The following is a 17,314-nucleotide window of genomic DNA, read 5'->3' as shown; positions in this document are numbered from 1 at the left end:
AGCATGCAAGCGTCTATGAAAGAGTAGCTTGTATGAAAATGAAAGCTGTGCTTTTATCTGTCCATGAGCACACGAGAAGCCATGGCGGACGCCCTTTATCGGGCAATTCAGAAAGCTGGCGGGCCCAGCGCAGTCGCGCGATCGATCGCGATCAAGCCGCAGGCCGTCAGCCAGTGGACAGTCTGCCCAACAATTCGTGTTCTTGAGGTTGAGGCATTTTCCGGAGTGTCACGCCACGAGCTTCGCCCGGATATCTATCCCTCCGAGGCTGCAGCATGAGCTATCGTGCTTTGATCTCGCCGAGTTCTCTACTCCAGCAGCGCCATCAACTGGCGGCGCCGTCCCGCCTTCTTCGGGTCGCTCTCTCCCGCGCTGGCGACAAGGCGGGCGGAATAGTCGGCGAGAAGCAGCGCCTGGGCGCTCCCCTTCTTCATCTCCGTCACGGCTTTGACGGCATGCGCCTTGATGGGCGCAGCCTCGTCGATCGTGATGCGGGCGAGATGCCGGTCGAACTCGGGCGCTTCACGTCCGCCGATGCGAAGCCGGGCGTCCATGAAATCGAGGATGACGGCCATTTCGGCCGCGTCGACATCGCTGTCTGTTCTGGCGATCCAGACGAGGGCAAGCGTTCCAGGCCGCACCCGCGCCATGGCCCGGCGGTGCTCGTCCGGTATCGGAAACAGGCGACCCCACATGTCGCCGCGCCCTTCAAAATAGGCATTCACGTCGGCGATCGGCGTTCCGCCCGCGTCCCACAAGCGCAGTATGCGATCGGCCCGAAACTGCCTCTCGGCGCCTCGCAGGGTGCACCACGCGTCGATATAGACCGTGTCGCCATACCGGCTGATTTTCGGCGCGTGGATCTCGCGTTCGCTAATCTCGCCGTAGGCGTCGGCATATTCCATCAGCAGCGCGTTACGTGCGCCCGACGGCGTGATGCGAAGCGCCTGAGGCGCCACTTGCGCCATGGATGTCTGGGTCGTGTCCGTCAACGTGGTGGAAATTGAGTGTAGCTGAAGCGGCTCCGTTTCAGGCGACTTCGGTGGAAATCTGTTCGGGTTTTGCAGTGTTGCCCATGGCCATGAGGTCGGCCATGGGTTCGGTCTGCATGTAGCGGTTCTGGATCTGCCATTCGTCGTTGGCCTCGAGAAGGACGGCGCCGATGAGCCGGATGATGGATCCCTCGTTCGGGAAGATTCCGACGACGTCGGCACGCCGCTTCACCTCCTTGTTCAGGCGCTCCAGGGAATTCGTCGAATGGATCCGGGTCCGGTGCTGACTGGGAAAATCCATGTGCGCCAGCACGTCGGTCTCGCTGTTGTCGATGAAGGCCCCGAGCTTTGGACACTTTCCCCGAAGCTGGTCGGCGACGTGGCGCAGCGCCTGGCTGGCGCTAGCACGATCGGGCTGGGCGAAGGCTTGGCGCAGCGCGGCCGCCGCCATGCTCTGCTGCGCCTTCGGGACATACGACAGGGCGTTGCGCATCCAATGCACCCGGCAGCGCTGCCAGGAGGCGCTGAACACCCGGCGAATGGCGGCTTTCAGCCCTTCGTGAGCATCCGAGATCACGAGCTTCACGCCGGACAGGCCGCGGCGCACGAGGCTCTTGAGGAAGCTCGACCAAAACGTCTCCGCTTCCGAGGGGCCGATGTGAAGGCCGACGATCTCGCGCTTGCCGTCCGTGTTCACGGCCACGGCGATTATGGCGGCGACCGAAACGATGCGTCCACCCTCGCGCTGCTTCAGGTAGGTCGCATCCAGCCAGAGGTAGGGCCAGTCGCCAGTGAGAGGACGGTCGAGGAAGCCGCCGACGCGTTCGTCGATGTCTTTGCACAGCTTCGATACGGTGCTCTTGCCGATCCCCGACAGCCCCATGGCCTGTACCAGATCGTCGACCCGCCGGGTGGAAACGCCGCTGATCCAAGCTTCCTGAATGACGGCAACCAAGGCCTTCTCCGAGAGCTTTCTCGGCTCCAGGAACGGCGGGAAGTAGCTGCCCTGCCGAAGCTTGGGTATCCGAAGCTGCAACGAGCCGAGCCGCGTGTCGAGCGAGCGGTCGCGGTAGCCATTGCGATAAGTCGCCCGTTCCTGCGTCCGTTCGTGGCGCCCGGCGCCGATCATGCCTTCAACGTCGACCTCCATAAGGAGCTGCATCACGCTCTCGGCTATCGTTCTCAGGAAATCGCCGTCCCCGGCTTTCGCAAAAAGCTCGGCAAGCGGTAGTCTGTCCTCGGTCATCGGGTTCTCCGGTCAGGTTGAAGTCTCGCAACTCCACCTTAGCCGCCCTATCCGGTGACCGCCTCAGCCACACCTTTCAATGTCGGAATTTCCACCACGAGCGCGGACACTACCGATGTCTGCGTCTTCGGAGGAATCCATGTGGCAGTTTTCCGGGCCTCGGTCTCGGGCACGATCGTCCCGGCGTTGATCACAGCACGGAGTGCCCGTCGACGCTCTTTCGCTTCGTCCAGGTCTCTCTGCGCCTGAACCATGGCCGAGTTTTCAAGCTCTGTGGCTGTGGCCCGTCTCATCATGGGCATCACAACCCACAGTATGAACGACGGAATGCCGACCAGCGCCAACACTGCCCAAACCATCTGCCGCATCCCCGTTGCTCGGATAGCGGGAACTCTTTCGCAGAACTGGCCGAAAGTCGACCGGGCACCGCGTCACCTGCCCGTCATGGGCTTTTCCTCCCTGAAATTGCCGGCGGAGTGTCACCGACCTTCGCGCTCCGCCGGGCTTTTTTTGGTTGTCGTTCATGGCTGTTTTCCGATCTCGCCGGAGCGCCCCGCACGGGCTGCCGGCCTGTCTTTCCTGACGTCTGCACTGACGAGGTCATCCGCACATGACGCTCGTCGACCACGCTTCTTTTCGATCTCCGATGGCTCCGATGACTGCGGCGGGGACCATCCCCGCTCCGATGACCAGATCATCGGAGAGAGCCGTGCCCCAAACGACCGGAAGAAATCGACAGGTTTCCGAACAATCCCGACAATTGTCGGACGCGGGCGCCCGCGTCGCTGCTTATCTGCGCAGGCTCTACCCCGCGCGCACGGCCGATAACGTCGCCGCCGACACCGGGCTGAACAGTGGCACGATCGCCAAATGGCTGGAGCGCGAGAGCGCGCCGAACGGCGTCGCCATGCTCGTCCTCATCGCCATCTACGGGCCGGATTTTCTAGGCGCCGTGATGAAGCGCGCCCCGGCTTGGCTTGATGCCTCACAGCGGATGACGGAGGCCAGCGCGCTCGCCGCCGAACTCGACAAGATCCAGGCACGGCTCGACGCCGTGCGCGGCCAAACCTGACGGGCACACGCCCGCCGCAACCTCGCCCGGAGGCTTCATGACACGTGCGCTTCGGCGCTGGTGGCGGTCGACGACCGCCATCGCGCTTTTCATCCAGTTCCATTTCGCAGGCCGGGAATTCAAGCGGGCGGCCGTCGCCTGCGACGTCGCGCAGGCGCGGGTGGAACGCGCGGGTGCCCGGGCGCAGCGGCTCTGGAACGTGTTTTCGGTGAGGTCGCTCTACGACATGCATGGGAGGGGCCGTTGATCGACTTCGGGCTCCCGCTCTTCGCATTTGATGTTGTGATGGTCGATCCGCCCTGGCCGTGGGCCACCTATTCCGACAAGGGGCTGGAGAAGAGCCCTGAGGCGCAGTACGCGACGATGAGCCTCGACGATATCGCGGCCCTGCGCGTCGGCGACCTGCTGGCGCCCTCGGGCGTGCTGGTGATGTGGGCGACCTGGCCGCTGATCGAACGACAGTGCGCCATCATGCGCGGCTGGGGCGTCGCGCCGGTCACCGGCGGCGTCTGGGCGAAGCGCACCGTCAACGGCAAATTGCGCTGGGGCACGGGCTACGTGCTGCGGTCCGTCTGCGAGCCATTCCTCGTCGGTCGCCTCGAAGGCGCCGCCATCGCCAGAGGCAAGGTGCCGAACCTCTTAGAGACGCTGGTCGACGCCGCTGTCGACGGGCTGGCGCGAGAGCATTCGCGCAAGCCCGAAGAATTCTACCAGCTGATTGAAACGCTGGTGCCAGATGGGCGCCGGGCGGACATTTTCGCGCGTCAGCGTCGTGTGGGCTGGGACAGTTTCGGCAACGAAGCCGACAAATTCGCCGCCATTGAGGCCGCGCAATGACCACCGCACCCGACAACACGCCTTTCGCCACACAGGTTCCTTTCGTTGTCAGCCGCGTCGCCGCGGTCTTTGGCGTCGAGCCCGGGCAGGTGCGCGGCCCGCGTCGGTGGCGATCCGTGGTGCCGGCGCGGTTTGTGGCGATGGGCATTCTCTCCTGTTCGGGGCCTCGGCGTGGCGGATCGCCGTGGTCGCTGCCGGAGATCGGCCGACAGTTCGGCGGCCGCGACCACACGACGGTGCTCAACGCTGTCCGGCGCTATCGCGCCTGGTGCGATCAGCTCGGGCTCGATGCCGCCACCGCCGATCCAGCCGGGCGCGCGGCCGAGATCGCCCGTCATCTCGGGATGCCACCGCAGTCCACCGGGTGCTGCCGCGACATCGATGGGACTGCCTCGCCGGCAGTGACTGCCCGGGCGCCAGCAACGCCTTCGCCCGGCGACCTCGCGCCGCCCACCATGCCGCTGCCTTCCTCCCTGCCGACGGAGACACCCATGCTCGATCTTCAACGCTTCGTGCCCGAACCAATCTGGACGGGATCTGACTTCGGCGATTTCCAGATGACGCTCGCCGACTTCGAGGCGCTGCCTCCTGCCATGCAGGCGGAGGGGCTGGCGCTTGCGATCGAGAAAGCAGGTGCTGAGGATTCGCGCTCGCGGGCGGAAGTTGGGCGCCGCCTCGGCCTCTCGGCGGCGCGCACCGATGCGCTCCTGCGCCTCAGCCCTCTGCCTCACGACCTGCCGCGCGAGGACGCAATCTGCCGGCGCTATGCCGCAGAGGGCGAGGCGCCCCGCGCCGTCGGGAGCGACGCGCCACTGCCAAGCTCGGAGCCCGGCTTTCGCCGCTTCGCGGAAAGCTGCCTCGTCCTTGACGCGGCGGCCAGGCTCGACAAACGGGCCGCTTTCTCCGCCTACCTCGCCTTCTGCCGCGAGCATCGCCTCGACGCGCTCGAGCGCAGCAACTTCGGCTTCGAGCTGAAGCGCCTTGCGGGCGGGACGAAATGGCAGGGCGACGTCCAGCCGGGAATCGCATTGCGGGCGGGGGCGGGGCGGTGAAGTCGTCGATTAACGGCAATTCTGCTGGTAGCAGGGAAGAAGACTCTCACTTTCGTAGTGCTCAATTTCTAGGATCATGCGTTCTAATCCGCAGCTCCCTTGTAATTACCCACCCCCGCATTCCGTAGAATGTCAGGCGCCTACCGTCTCGAGAATTGTGTTGAAGACGTTGCCCCCTTGGCGCAGCCGGGCGGTATCGACGACGGTTCGGATGTCAGCTTCGCCTTCGGCGGCCCACATGGATCGATAGCCGTTGGTGACCTTGCGCTGGATCACGGCCGGTCGCAGGGCGCGCTCGCAGCCGTTGTTGGTGGCCTCGACCATCCCGGTCCAGAGAGTGAAGGTCAGGAGCTGGTCGCGCGCTCGCCTGAACTTGTGCTGGACCACTCGAGCGAAAGGGCAGGAGGTCGGTGCGGCGAGGATCTCGGAAAGACTTCGCTCCAGTGCACGGCGCTTGGCGACGATGGTCGATGCGGCGAAGGTCGTGATGCCGCTGGCCAAAGCGAAAGCCTTGGACAGCCAGATCCGCAGCCGCGACGGCAGCAGATCCTCGCCCGCCTGTTCGGCGTAGGCGACGTCGCGGGCCAGATGAGCCAGACAGGTCTGATGGGCGTCGGCATGTCCCTGCTGGGCAGAGTAGCGATCGGAACACCAGACCTTTGGCCGGTGCCCGTCCATCAGGGTCCTGACCACGATGGCACCACGGGTCGGAGCGGCACGATGGACGACTGCGTCATCGCAGCGAAACACCCATTGGAAGGCGTTGCTGCCTTCGATGCGAACGCCGGTCTCGTCCGAGGCCACCACCTTGGAGCGGCGCAGGGCGGCAATGGCGAGATCGCGGTCGGCGACGAAGGTGCCCTGCGCCCGGCGCAGCATGTTCATCAGCCCGCCCTGGCTGATCTGCAAGCCGAAGAGATCGGCCAGAGCTTTCTGAAGCCGTTCATAGGACAGGGCCTGGAAGGTCTTAAGATAGGTCGCCACCGCATGCAGCCGCGGCCCGAACGGCGTCCCCCTTGCCGCATCGGGCAATCCCGCTGAGACAAGCGTGCCGCAGGAAGGACAACAAACCGAAAGCCGGCGATGACGCGTCACGAACGGCTTGATCTCCGGCAGATCGACCGTCTCGTACGTGCCGCCGATCTCCGCGGGAAGGCTATCGGCCAGGGCTGCCTGGCAGCAGGAGCATTGCTCGGGACGGTGATCGACGAGCCGATCGAAATCCTCACCCATCGCTCGGCTGTGGCCTTCGTGACCGGGCTTGGCGCCGCCAGGTCTTGCCTGCTCACGGCGCTCCTTGCGGTCACTAGACGGAGGCTTCGAGGATGTGCGTGACGTCTTCTCCGGACGCTGAATCTTCAGCACCAGATCGATCAACTCTTCCTTCGTCAGACGCTGCAAATCACCGCGATCCATCCGTCCATGGATTCAGGGAATTCGGCCCGTGACAAGGGGGTGGGTAATTACGCTCCCTTGGAGAATACTACAGCTTTGGTGAATTTAGTTGGCTGGTACATCTTCCCCATATGATCTTCTCCGATGAGGCGAAGCGTAATTCGAACCTGCTGATCGGCGTCCCAACGCTCAATATTGCGACCTTTTTTATCTCGTGCGGACAGCCGCAGCTTCATCAATGGTGGAGACTCGTTGCGGCAGATCCAGCCCTTAAGGTACGCTGGCGACTTTGCTGTTATGCGGAAATGATTTTGATCGATCCCGTTGATTTTGGAAGTCCAGATGTATGTTTCATTTTCGTATCCGGCGATTTCGGCTGCATATATAATAAGACCGCGTCTGTTCCAGTTTATAACCGTAAGTACTATAGAGTCGGGCTCTTCGAAGTGTCGGACCGCATCCAGTGTTGGGGGGTGATCACCAACGATGAAATCACTTTGTCGTTTCGCCTCGCGGACCTGATTGCGCAGTGGGCCGATAGTGTACCAAGCAGCGAGACCTGCGCCGGCAGCTGCGAAATATCCGCTGAGTGCACCAATCCACTCCCGGCTGCACGAAATGAAACCATCGGTCGGCGCACATACGCTTCCCGTGGCGATGGCAGCAAATACTGCCAACGCCAGCGACCCACCAAGAAATCCGGCTACGGTTGTTCGAAAGAACGCCATAAAATACCTCATGCGGGACAAGCGATGGCGTATCGTACGTTCGCTTGGTCTGCGGCGCTATGACCGCCGCCACCGATCTCTTCGTCGAAGAAGCTCGCGCCGTTTCCGTTGGAGAGGCGGCCGAGCGGCTGGGCGTGCTCGCCGGGCTGAAACGAAGCACGGCGGAATGGGTGGGGCCGTGTCCGGCCTGTGGCGGGACGGATCGGTTTTCTGTCAATCCCGGCAAGGGCGCATGGAATTGCCGCGGCGACCGCGGCGGCAAGGATGGCATCGGGCTAGCCCGCCATGTGCGCGGCCTCGATCTCGATCGGCGCGAGGAGTTCCTCCTCGCTTGCGCCGAGGTGCTAGGCCGGCCCGTACCGGAGGGAACGCCCGAAAGCGCCGAGGCTGCCGACGAGCGCGCCCGGCGGCTGGAGGAAAGGCGACGGCAGAACGCCGAACGCGCAGAGGCTGACGCCGCGGCACAGGCGGGCTTTCGTGAAGGCGAGCGGGCGAAGGCGCGCGGCAAATGGCAGCGCGCACGCCCCGGGGGCATCGGGCTCGATTATCTCGCCGCGCGACTCGGCTGCAGCCTGGCCGACCTGCCGCAGCTACCCTTCCTGCGATCGCTTGGCAGCGAGCCATATTGGCATGGACAGGACGAGCGGCAGAACCCGATCGAGATCTTTGCCGGGCCGGCAATGATCTTGCCCTTCATCGATCCCGCCGGCGCGGTGATCGGCTGCCACATCACCTGGATCGACATGGCGGGGCGGAAACGCCGGCCAAGCCTCATCGACGAGGAAGGCGAGCCGCTGCCGACGAAGAAGATGCGAGGCTCGAAGAAGGGCGGGCTGATTCCGCTCGTCGGCTTCATCGACAACGGCGGCCTGATCCTCCCCGACGCCCGCCGCCACAGACTGGTGGCGGGCGAGGGGATCGAGAACACGATCGCCGTCGCCCTCGCCGAAGGATTTCGCGCCGACACGCTCTATGCACCTGCCGGCGACCTCGGCAACCTCGCAGGCCCCGCGGATCCATCGTCCGCCTTCTCGCATCCAGTGCTCAAGAACAAAGGCGGCAAGGCCCCGTTGCGCGTTTCCGGGCCCGTGCCACGCGAGGGGCAGGGCGCTGACGAGGCCATGCAGGTTCCGGGCTGGGTGCGGGAGATCATGCTCGTCGCCGACGGCGACAGCGAACGTTTCGCCACGGCCGCTGCCATGGCGCGGGCCCTGTCGCGCCTCGCAGCGTCCGACCGCCGTATCGCCATCGCCTGGCCTCCCGAAGGCGCCGACTTCGCCGACATGGTCGCCGGTGGTATCGAACGGAAAGCGGCATAGCGCATGGCAAAACAGCAGGGCAATACAGGCCTCGAAGCCGTCCGCGCCATTCTTGCCGCCGCCAACGCGCAGGCGGCCGGGATGGGCGTCGGCGAAGAAAGCCCGGAACCCCAGATCGAGGCCGCGTCGGACTCCGGTGCGAAACCACCGCGGGCAAGCGATCCCGAGACCGTCGATCCCGACGTTCTCGCCTGGTGCGCCAATCTTGACCAGTCCGACACCGACAACGCCCACCGGCTGATCGCGCATTTCGGCGCCGACATCCTCGTGCTGGCGCAGGAGAAGGCGCGGGGCAACCTCTTCGTCGTCTGGGCCGGCACGCACTGGGACACCGCCACCGGCAACCCACGCGCGCTGGCGACGGCGCAGCGGCTCGGTGATCGTATCATCGACGAGATCCCGGTGCTGGCGCTGAAGGACTGGGAGAAGGCGGCGGTCGACAAGGCCAAGAATGTCGCCAAGAAGCCGGAGAACGAGCGGACCGAGGCCGATGTCGCCTCGCTGGCCGCGGCCGAGGCGGTGAAAGGAGCGCTGTCCAAGCGCAAGAAGGCGCGGCGCGACTTCGCCATCACGTCGAAGAACCGGGCCCGGCTCTCAGCCATGCTCGACTGCGTCGCGCCGCACATCATGCGCGATCCCGACGACTTCAACGCCGATCCGCTGCGCGTCGCCGTGCGCGGCCATACCCTGACCTTCCGGCGCGACATCCGAAAAACCCGCAACCCCGCTTTCGACGACCCGGACGACTCGCGCGAGGACATTCCCGAGTTCATCGACGTGGCGGAACCCCGCGTCACCGCGCGCAAGGGACACCGGCGTTCCGACCTCATCACCGAGATCATTCCCGTCGACTACGACCCGGCGGCGGCATGCCCGCGCTTCGTCCAGTTCATGGATCGGTTTCAGCCGAAGCCCGAGGTGCGGCGGCTGGTGCAGGTGGCGGCGGGGCTCGGTCTGCTGGGGATCACCGTGCAGCGCCTGTTCTTCCACTATGGATCGGGCGCCAACGGCAAGAGCGTCTTCATGGAGGTGCTGTGCCGAATTTTTGGCGACATCGCTGTGACGCTGCCGGCGGAGAGTTTTACCGGCGGCTCGGGGCAGAGCGGCGGAGCGACCCCGGATGTCGCCCGGCTGTACGGGCGCCGCTTCCTGCGCGTGCAGGAGCTGCCGGAGGGCGAGGATTTGCGCGAGGACCTGGTGAAGCGCCTGACCGGCGGCGAGGCCATCCCGGTGCGGGATCTCTTCCAAGGCTATTTCGACTTCCGCCCGATCTTCACCGGCCACATGAGCGGCAACGGCTATCCCCGCATCACGGGTACCGACGAGGGCATCTGGCGCCGCATGGCGGTGGTCAAATGGCCGGTGTCGATCCCGCTGCATGAGCGGCGCGAGTTCGAGGAGGTGGTCTCCGAGCTCTATGCCGAGCGGACGGGCATACTCAACTGGCTGATCGAGGGCGCGCTGATCTTCCTGCGCGAGGGCTTGGTGATCCCGGAAGACGTCGAGGTCGAGACACAGAAGTATCGCGACGAGATGGACCCGACGGCAGGGTTCGTGGCCCGCTGCATCGTCGTCGAGGGCGGCTTCGATGTGAACGCCCGCGATCTGTACAAAGCCTATCTCGATTGGTGCCTAGAGTCCGCAGCCAAGGCGATATCGGAAACACGATTCGGCAAGATCATGGCCAAGAAGTTTCATCGCGAGGACGGTCGCGTCCGCCGCTATCTCGATATCCGCCTTGTCGATCTTCCTTCCTCCTCCACGTCGCGCGACTATCCCGAAGGATATGGCGGATGATGCACCGTCCTATCCATTGCCCGCAAACCCGTGAACCCGCTTGGTTTTCCTTTCGGGGAGCGCAAACGCTCGCGCGCTGGCGACATGCGAGGGTTGCGAGGGTTGGCGAGCCTTTGCGAGGGTTCACAAAGGGGGTTCGGGGGCCTGCGCCGCAAGGCTTTGCGAGGGTTTGCGAGGGTTCGCGCACGCGTAGGGAATATCGAAAGGGGCTTCGGGAGGAAAGTTCAGATGTCTATACGAGGCCAAACTATCGCAACCCTCGCAAAATCATCATAAGTTATTGAGAAGTAACATCAAATGAACAACCCTAAACCCTCGCACAACCCTCTCTCGACTATCGCAAACCCTCGCAAGCCGGTGGATGGCATGGCGGTGGCCGGCAAAGCGGGCCGCAAGCGCCTGATGACGGTGGAGGAGGCGCTACGCTGGGCCTACGTGTTCGAGCTGCCGAAGCTGCGGCAGGTGATGGCGGCGGGGCCGTCGATGGCGACCTCGTCCTCGGATGCGAGCTATTACGAGCTGCTGACGGTAATCGACCGCAACCGCTACGGCTGCGTGCCCGATCTCTCGGCATCGATCGCGCCGCATCTCGACGCCGTGCTGATCGGCGAGGCCGTTCTCGGCCTGAAGGACGTCGAGACTGACGAGCCCGGCGACGACGTCATCGAGGATGTCGCCGGCCTCACCGACCTGGAGCGGGAAGAGTGCAACGCCCGTGGCTTCGTCCTCGCCGCCGACAGGATCGGCGACTGCGCCATGCTGATGATGCGCCGCGCCATCCTCGGCGGCGCGCCGACGTGGGCGGACCATGGCCCGGTGGTGCGCGGCTTCGAAGTGGGGGCACGCGGCAGGGCTGTGTGGCGCCGGACTGTGATGCGCAGCGCCGGTGAAAACCGTCCGGAAATTGCCATCGAGATCGACGGTTACGATCACACCTCCCATCGGCCCTATCCCGGCGCGTGGCGCCGTGCCGTGCTGACACCCGATCCCGCCCTGCTGGTCGCGGACCGCATCGAATACCAGGCCTTCGTCCTGATGCTCGGTCTTCTCGTCGAGGACCTGACGGGCCAGCTCTCGACGATCGACGTCACCGAGACCCGGTTGCCGCTCTGGCCCTGGGAAGGGCAGGAGGCTCCACGGGAGCGGCGGGTGCTTCTCGCGAGAAAATCGCCATCATTCGCGCCCAAGGGCCACGCGGTGGCTTGACGTGCGGCAGAAACTTGACATACAGCTTGGAGGCTGAAAAAGGCGAGACGAACCCGGGGCGGAAACGCCACCGGGTTTTTTCGCGCCTTCGCTCGCGCTTCCAACCAATGGAGGCTGCCATGACCGCGCGGCTGTAATGGCTGCATCGCTTGTCGCCCGCGTCTTGTCGCGGGCGTTTTCGTTTCAGGAGTGTGCGCCATGGCCTGTGGTCACTGCGAGGCGCGGCGCCGCATGATCGCCAAGGCGAAGGCGAGCGCCGGGATCGTGGGGATGGTGAAGGTCTTGCCATCCGTAATCCGCTCGGTCGCCCTTCAGGTCTCACCGGATAGGCGGAAATGACCGTCACGGTCGACAGCACGGACTTCGCCCGCCTGTCCGACGCCTTCGCCCAACTGCCAGCAAAGATGCGCGAGCAGGTTGTCGGCCGCGCGATGGGCCGGTCCCGTTCGGTGGTCGAGCGCACCTATGCCCAGCTGGCTTCCGCCCGCATCGACGTGGCGCAGAAGCACATCAAGGCGCGGATGCGCACGCGGATTACCGACGATACGATGGAGATGATCGTCCGCTCGGCGCAGATCCCGCTGAAAGAGTTGGGCGCAAGGACGACGACGCGTGGCGTTGCCGTCACCCTGCGCGGCTCATACCGCGCAGCGTTCATAGCCAAGGGAAAGGTCATGCGCCGTCGAGGCGCCGACAAGAACCCGCAGGCACCCCGCCTGCCCATCAAGCAGCTTTTCGGCCCGAACCCCGCCGGTGAGGTGGAGCGCAACCCACCCGTCTACGAGGACATGCTGGGCGAGATAGCCGAGGGCGTCTTCCTCACCGAGATCGCCCGTGGCGTCGCCTTCATGCTCGCCCGCCTCGGCTGACCGCCGCCGTTCAAACCGTGACATTCCTGCACCCGGGCGTCCCTTCGACCCTCGAAACCGTGTCGCCGACGCTACACCCCACCCCCCGGTTCAGGGACCGTACCCCCCAAACCCATGCCCTGCGGTCCCGGCGGAGCGCGGGTTCTTGTCAGTAATTCAGTGGTTTGGGTTGGGTTGACAGGGTTGTCAGGGGTGACAGCGGGTTGTCAGGAGAATGCGAGGCGACGCGATGGAGGATGATGCGCCGCGGGTGATGTGGGCGATCTCGCAAATCGCCGAGCGGGACGGGATTTCGCGACAGGCGGTTTCGAAGGTGGTGATCGGCCTGGTCGATGACCACGCAATCCCGGTCGAGAGAGACGGGCGAGGCCGGATATCGAAAGTCTCGCTGGCGCACTGGGATCATCACCGGTCCCGCTATTCCAATCCGGCCAAGGCGCCTGTGCCGAGGCCGGACGCCGCCGGCAAGGCGGTGATCCCGGACCAGAAGGACAGCTTCGAAGAGGCGCGGCGGCTCGGCGAGTGGCTGAAGGTCGAGCGCGAGCGGATCCGACAGGCCGAGGAGAGGGGCAGGCTGTTCCGGGCCGATCGAACGGTCGAGGCGCTGACAATGGCTGGCCGCGAGATCCAGAGCCTGATCGGCAAGCTCCCGAACCGGGCCGACGATCTGGCCGTCGCGGTGTCGCGCGAGGGCGCGCATGGGCTCCGGGTGCTGCTGCGGCAGATCGCCTTCGACCTCAGCACTGACATCGCGGCGCGGCTCGCGTTAATCGCCAGCGGGGCCCCCGCGCAGGACGAGGCCCTGACCGAGGATGAGGCATGAACGCTTATGCCGGTGCGCTGCGCGGGGTCGCCGCGACGCTTGCCGATGCGATCCGTCCGCAGCCGCCGGTCCCTTTTAGCCGATGGCTCGGCGACAACGTCGTCCTCGTCGACGGGCCGAAAAAGGGAGATCTCTGGTCGGCCGCCGATGCCCCCTATCTCCGGGAAATCGCGGACTGTCTTAGCCAGGAGCATCCGGCCAATCTCGTCACGGTGCGCAAGTGCCAGCAGTCCGGCGCCTCGATCCTGGCGCTGGCCTGGACGCTCTACATCGCCGAGGTCTGCCCGGACAACATCCTCTACGCCGTGCCCGGCATCGACGCCCTGCAGGACATCAATGGGCAGAAGTTGCAGCCGCTGATCGACGCCTGGCAGGAGCGGACGAAGAAACGGATCATCGTGCCGGTGACCAGCCGGTCGGGCACCGGGTCGACCACCTACGAGAAGCGCTTTGCCGGCGGCTCGATCAACCTCGCCAATGCGAACTCGGTCATGGACCTTTCCATGAAGACGAGCCGCTACGGGGTGAAGGACGAGGTGTCGAAGTGGTCGGAAACGACCAGTGGCGACGATCCGGAGGCGCTGTTCTTCGGCCGGTTCACGGCGTTCAGGCGGCAGAAGAGCTACAAGATCCTCGAGATATCGACGCCAGAGCTCGACAGCGGCGACGAGCTCGGCGAGGGGCCCGGGCATTGCCGGGTCGATCGTTCGTTCCGGCGGTCGGACCAGCGGTTCTTTCATATCCGCTGCTCGGCCTGCGAGACGGAAATCGTCCAGTCCATGGACGGCTTCCAGATCGACCGTCAGCATCCGCACAGGAGCGTCTACGTCTGTCCCAGCTGCGGGCACTGGATCGACGAGGCGGAGCGGGTCGCCCTGGTACGGCAGGGGCGGTTCATCCCGACCCTGGTCGAGCCGGACAGGCATCCCGGCTTTCACGTCGACGCCTTCATTTCGCTGATGATGTCCTACGAGGCGATCGCCGAGGACGCCCTGGCGGCCGATGCGAAGGGAGAGGCGGGGGCGAAGAACTTCGCCAACCTGGTGTTGGCGCTGCCCTATGCCATGCGCGGCAACGCACCGGACCATCAGCGCCTGATGGAGCGTCGAGAGAATTATCCGCGGGGCGTCGTTCCGGCGGACGGACTGATCTTCGTCGCCGGCGCCGACATCCAGCATGGCGGCATCTTCGTCGAGGCGGTTGCCTTTGGCTGGGACCGTCAGACATGGACCGTCGAAGCGGAGTTCCTGCCGGGGACGACGGACAATCCGAACGAAGGCGCGTGGGCGCTGCTCGAGGAATTCCGGGCACGGACGTTCAAGGATGCCTTCGGCGGCGACCGTGAGATCGAGGCCATGGCCGTCGACTCCGGCGATGGCGGACGCACGACGCAGGTCTACGAGTGGTGCCGGCAGCGCGTGCGGGCCTACGCGATCAAAGGCCGGCACGGACGCGGCATTCCCGCGATCGGCGGCGCGCAGCGGGTGACGTTCGATCGCCGCGGCAAGCTGAAGAAATACGGCAGCGGAACGGTCTGGCCGGTCGGCACATGGGGACTGAAGTCGGAATTCTACGGCAACCTGCACCGCAAGGGACTGGTCGCCGGCGAAGCCAAGGACCCGCCCGGCTACTGCCATTTCGGCACCTGGCTGGAAGAGGATTTCTTCAAGCAGATCACGGCCGAGTATTTCGACCAGAAGCTCGTCAAGGGGCGCCTGGTCGAGGAATGGAAGCGGCTACGCAAGGACAATCACTATCTCGACTGCCGCATCTACGCGATGGCGATGGCCGAGCAGCTGGGACTCTCTAAGCTGACGGCCGATGGATGGGCCCGCCTCCGGGCGCGAATCCAGCCGGCGGCGGCGCTCGATCTTTTGTCGACGGAAAGCGCCAAGCTGGTCGACACGGTGGCTGTGCCACCTCCCGAAGATCTCGCGGGAATGCCGGTCGAAACCGGTCAGAGGCCGACGCCGCCCGGAAAACGGCGGTCCAGCTGGGCGGCTTACAAGCGATAGGAAATCGACATGATCGAGACGAAGCCGCGTGTCCGCGTGAAGGCGGGGGGCGTTGCGTTTCCGTCGGCGGATGCGCGTTCGTCGGCGGCGCTGACGCCCGTGAAGGCGACGGCCCGGTATCTGCGCGGGGACCGCACCGGCATACTGGCGATGCGCCGGGCAGTGACGCGGGATGCCAAATACGACGTGTACGAGGCGGCGGAGCGTGCTTCCGCTCTGGCGATCGACTTCATGCACAATTCTGGCTGGCTGGCAGGCGCCGCGGTGCAGATTCTGTGCGACACGATCGGCGAGGAGCTCAAGCTGAACTGCCGAGCGCAACTGTCGAAGTTCGGGTACTCTGAAGACGAGGCGAGCGCCTGGTGCCGGAACGTCGAGGCGGCCTGGCGGCGCTGGGCTTGGAACCCGAAGGAGTGCGATCTCGCCGGAGTGTCGACGGTCTCCGAGATCCTCGACGGGGTCCTGCGGTCCTATCTCGCCTATGGCGAGGCTTTCGGGGTTCTCGACTTTTTCACGGCGGGGCAGCGCCGGCAGCTCGGCGTCACGACGGGAATCAAGGTCTCGCTGGTCGCGCCGCATCGATGCCGTCGGACGACGAGCACCTTCGACGGCATCGATCAGGGCGTCATCAAGGACGGCTACGGGCGTCCGCGGTACTTCCGCTTCCGTGAGGCTTCCGACGGAATCGAGCGCGACAAGGACGTGCCTGCGGTCGATGTCATCCATGTCATGGATCGCGGCGAGAACCTGAACGCCCCGCGCGGCATCTCGCCGATGACGCCGGCGCTGAAGGTTGCCGCGCAGTCCGACCAGCTGGCCGACGCGACGCTGGCGACGGCGCTGCTGCAAACGATCTTCGCGGCGACGATCAACAGCCCGGAACCCAGCGCCCAAGCCTTCGAAGCCATCCAGACGCTGGCGGACACCACTGGCGATTTTGCCGGGCTCGAAGGTGTCAGCGAGCTTGCCCAGGACCTGATCGACGTCTGGGGCCAGCGGATCGACGCACTAAAGACCGGCGGAATCAATCTCTCCGAGACAGCGCGGATTGCGCACACGGGACCTGGCGAGGAGCTCAAGTTCCATACGGCAGAGACGCCGGGCGGGAACTACCTGCCATTCTCCCAGAACCTTCAGCGCGAGATGGCGCGTTGCCTCGGCATCACCTTCGAGAGCTTCACCGGCGACCATTCGAACGCGAACTATTCGAGCGTCCGGATGTCGATGGCCTGCATCTGGCCGGTGGTGATGCGGCGGCGGTCGCGGATCGTCGCGCCCTTCGCCCAGCCGATCTACGAGCGCTGGCTGGAGGAGGAGATCGTCGAGCGGCGCATTCCGTTCAAGGGCGGGCCGCAGGCGTTCCTTCGCGACAAGGAGAGTGTGTTCCAGGCAGAGTTCCAGGGGCCGGAGAAGCCCAGCGCCGATCCGTACAAGGACATGCTCGCGGCGGAAAAGCGGCTGGAGCTGATGCTCTCTTCCGTTGCCGACGAGTGCATGGCGCTCGGCAAGAATCCGCAGGAAGTCCAGACGCAGATCGCCGCGGAGATTGCGGCGTTCAAGGTCGCGGACATGCCGATCCCGTTCGGCCGAAAGACCGGAGGCGGGGCAGGGCCGCAAGGCGCCGCGGCCGAAGGCAACCGGACGCCGGTGGCAGCATGAGCGAAACGCCGAACATCGTCGTCATCGGCGGGCAGCCGGTCGACGTCAGCGATCCCTGTGCCCGGTACCTGGCGCTCTATGCCTACCGGATGCGTCTCGCCACCGGCGGCGCGGTCGAGGAGATCGAGATACGGTCCCCGTTGACGACGCGCCGGACCAAGTTCTCCGCCGGGTCAAAGCCCGCTGATCTCGACGATCTGCTCGACGAGGCCAAGGCCGAATGCGAGGCGCTGACGAACGGCGGGGTCAAACGGCGGACCCGGTTCGCCATCGCGGCGCGCTCGCGCCCCTACTGAGGTTCAGG

17 protein-coding genes and 1 pseudogene are annotated in these 17,314 nt (G+C 65.1%); 13 read left to right on the top strand and 5 right to left on the bottom strand.

The window, feature by feature from the left end:
• Positions 1 to 81 precede the first annotated feature (81 nt).
• Positions 82 to 279 carry a YdaS family helix-turn-helix protein gene (locus Sa4125_RS12685; protein ID WP_223998426.1) on the top strand — a complete coding sequence of 66 codons (198 nt, stop codon included), beginning with the start codon at positions 82 to 84 and terminating at the stop codon, positions 277 to 279.
• A 29-nt stretch (positions 280 to 308) separates the two neighbouring features.
• Here Sa4125_RS12685 and Sa4125_RS12680 read toward each other — a convergent pair whose 3' ends face one another.
• Genes Sa4125_RS12680 through Sa4125_RS12670 form a run of 3 tightly spaced genes read right to left on the bottom strand, consistent with a single transcriptional unit; the run spans position 309 to position 2,606 of the window.
• The gene (locus Sa4125_RS12680; RefSeq protein ID WP_223998425.1) at positions 309 to 992 is read right to left on the bottom strand and encodes a WYL domain-containing protein; all 684 of its coding nucleotides are present in this window, start codon (positions 990 to 992) and stop codon (positions 309 to 311) included.
• Positions 993 to 1,029: 37 nt separating this feature from the next.
• Positions 1,030 to 2,238: an IS256 family transposase gene (locus tag Sa4125_RS12675; protein WP_223998301.1), complete on the bottom strand. Its 1,209-nt coding sequence runs from the start codon at positions 2,236 to 2,238 to the stop codon at positions 1,030 to 1,032.
• A gap of 47 nt (positions 2,239 to 2,285) precedes the next feature.
• Positions 2,286 to 2,606 carry a hypothetical protein gene (locus tag Sa4125_RS12670; RefSeq protein ID WP_223998424.1) on the bottom strand — a complete coding sequence of 107 codons (321 nt, stop codon included), beginning with the start codon at positions 2,604 to 2,606 and terminating at the stop codon, positions 2,286 to 2,288.
• Positions 2,607 to 2,848: 242 nt separating this feature from the next.
• Here Sa4125_RS12670 and Sa4125_RS12665 point away from each other — a divergent pair, with 242 nt between their 5' ends.
• The 4 genes and pseudogenes from Sa4125_RS12665 to Sa4125_RS24210 form a co-directional block, all read left to right on the top strand.
• Positions 2,849 to 3,310: a hypothetical protein gene (locus Sa4125_RS12665; protein WP_223998423.1), complete on the top strand. Its 462-nt coding sequence runs from the start codon at positions 2,849 to 2,851 to the stop codon at positions 3,308 to 3,310.
• Positions 3,311 to 3,347: 37 nt separating this feature from the next.
• Positions 3,348 to 3,557: a hypothetical protein gene (locus tag Sa4125_RS12660; RefSeq protein ID WP_223998422.1), complete on the top strand. Its 210-nt coding sequence runs from the start codon at positions 3,348 to 3,350 to the stop codon at positions 3,555 to 3,557.
• Entirely contained in the window at positions 3,554 to 4,147 is a 594-nt protein-coding gene (locus Sa4125_RS12655; RefSeq protein ID WP_223998421.1) for an MT-A70 family methyltransferase, read from the top strand. Before Sa4125_RS12660 ends, Sa4125_RS12655 begins: the two co-directional genes overlap by 4 nt.
• Positions 4,144 to 4,404 (top strand): annotated as a pseudogene (locus tag Sa4125_RS24210) (helix-turn-helix domain-containing protein); the annotation flags it as partial. The gene Sa4125_RS12655 and the pseudogene Sa4125_RS24210, both read left to right, overlap by 4 nt.
• Positions 4,405 to 5,331: 927 nt before the next feature.
• Here the strand turns inward: Sa4125_RS24210 and Sa4125_RS12645 are convergent.
• Together Sa4125_RS12645 and Sa4125_RS12640 are read right to left on the bottom strand one after the other, a co-directional pair.
• A complete protein-coding gene (locus tag Sa4125_RS12645; protein WP_223998294.1) occupies positions 5,332 to 6,615 on the bottom strand; it encodes an IS66 family transposase in 1,284 nt (427 codons plus the stop codon).
• Between the two features lie 47 nt (positions 6,616 to 6,662).
• Positions 6,663 to 7,322 (bottom strand): hypothetical protein, encoded by a 660-nt coding sequence (locus tag Sa4125_RS12640; protein WP_223998420.1) that lies wholly within the window; start codon positions 7,320 to 7,322, stop codon positions 6,663 to 6,665.
• 59 nt (positions 7,323 to 7,381) lie between these two features.
• Between Sa4125_RS12640 and Sa4125_RS12635 the strand changes: the two genes are divergently transcribed.
• From Sa4125_RS12635 to Sa4125_RS12600, 8 genes are all read left to right on the top strand, one after another.
• Positions 7,382 to 8,641 (top strand): hypothetical protein, encoded by a 1,260-nt coding sequence (locus Sa4125_RS12635; RefSeq protein WP_223998419.1) that lies wholly within the window; start codon positions 7,382 to 7,384, stop codon positions 8,639 to 8,641.
• Between the two features lie 3 nt (positions 8,642 to 8,644).
• Positions 8,645 to 10,438: a DNA primase family protein gene (locus Sa4125_RS12630; protein WP_223998418.1), complete on the top strand. Its 1,794-nt coding sequence runs from the start codon at positions 8,645 to 8,647 to the stop codon at positions 10,436 to 10,438.
• A 297-nt stretch (positions 10,439 to 10,735) separates the two neighbouring features.
• Complete coding sequence (locus Sa4125_RS12625) at positions 10,736 to 11,644, top strand: hypothetical protein (RefSeq protein ID WP_223998417.1); 909 nt, start codon at positions 10,736 to 10,738, stop codon at positions 11,642 to 11,644.
• Positions 11,645 to 11,979: 335 nt separating this feature from the next.
• Positions 11,980 to 12,513 (top strand): hypothetical protein, encoded by a 534-nt coding sequence (locus tag Sa4125_RS12620; protein ID WP_223998416.1) that lies wholly within the window; start codon positions 11,980 to 11,982, stop codon positions 12,511 to 12,513.
• A gap of 229 nt (positions 12,514 to 12,742) precedes the next feature.
• A complete protein-coding gene (locus Sa4125_RS12615; RefSeq protein ID WP_223998415.1) occupies positions 12,743 to 13,336 on the top strand; it encodes a hypothetical protein in 594 nt (197 codons plus the stop codon).
• Positions 13,333 to 15,351: a terminase gpA endonuclease subunit gene (locus Sa4125_RS12610; RefSeq protein WP_223998414.1), complete on the top strand. Its 2,019-nt coding sequence runs from the start codon at positions 13,333 to 13,335 to the stop codon at positions 15,349 to 15,351. The genes Sa4125_RS12615 and Sa4125_RS12610 overlap by 4 nt, the downstream gene beginning before the upstream one ends.
• Before the next feature lie 9 nt (positions 15,352 to 15,360).
• Positions 15,361 to 17,010, top strand: coding sequence for a phage portal protein (locus Sa4125_RS12605; protein ID WP_223998413.1), 1,650 nt, complete (start codon positions 15,361 to 15,363; stop codon positions 17,008 to 17,010).
• Positions 17,007 to 17,306, top strand: coding sequence for a hypothetical protein (locus Sa4125_RS12600; RefSeq protein ID WP_223998412.1), 300 nt, complete (start codon positions 17,007 to 17,009; stop codon positions 17,304 to 17,306). The genes Sa4125_RS12605 and Sa4125_RS12600 overlap by 4 nt, the downstream gene beginning before the upstream one ends.
• Positions 17,307 to 17,314: the final 8 nt, after the last annotated feature.

This window comes from Aureimonas sp. SA4125, from assembly GCF_019973775.1.
Taxonomy (GTDB): domain Bacteria; phylum Pseudomonadota; class Alphaproteobacteria; order Rhizobiales; family Rhizobiaceae; genus Plantimonas.
This window is presented reverse-complemented; position numbering and strand designations above follow the sequence as displayed.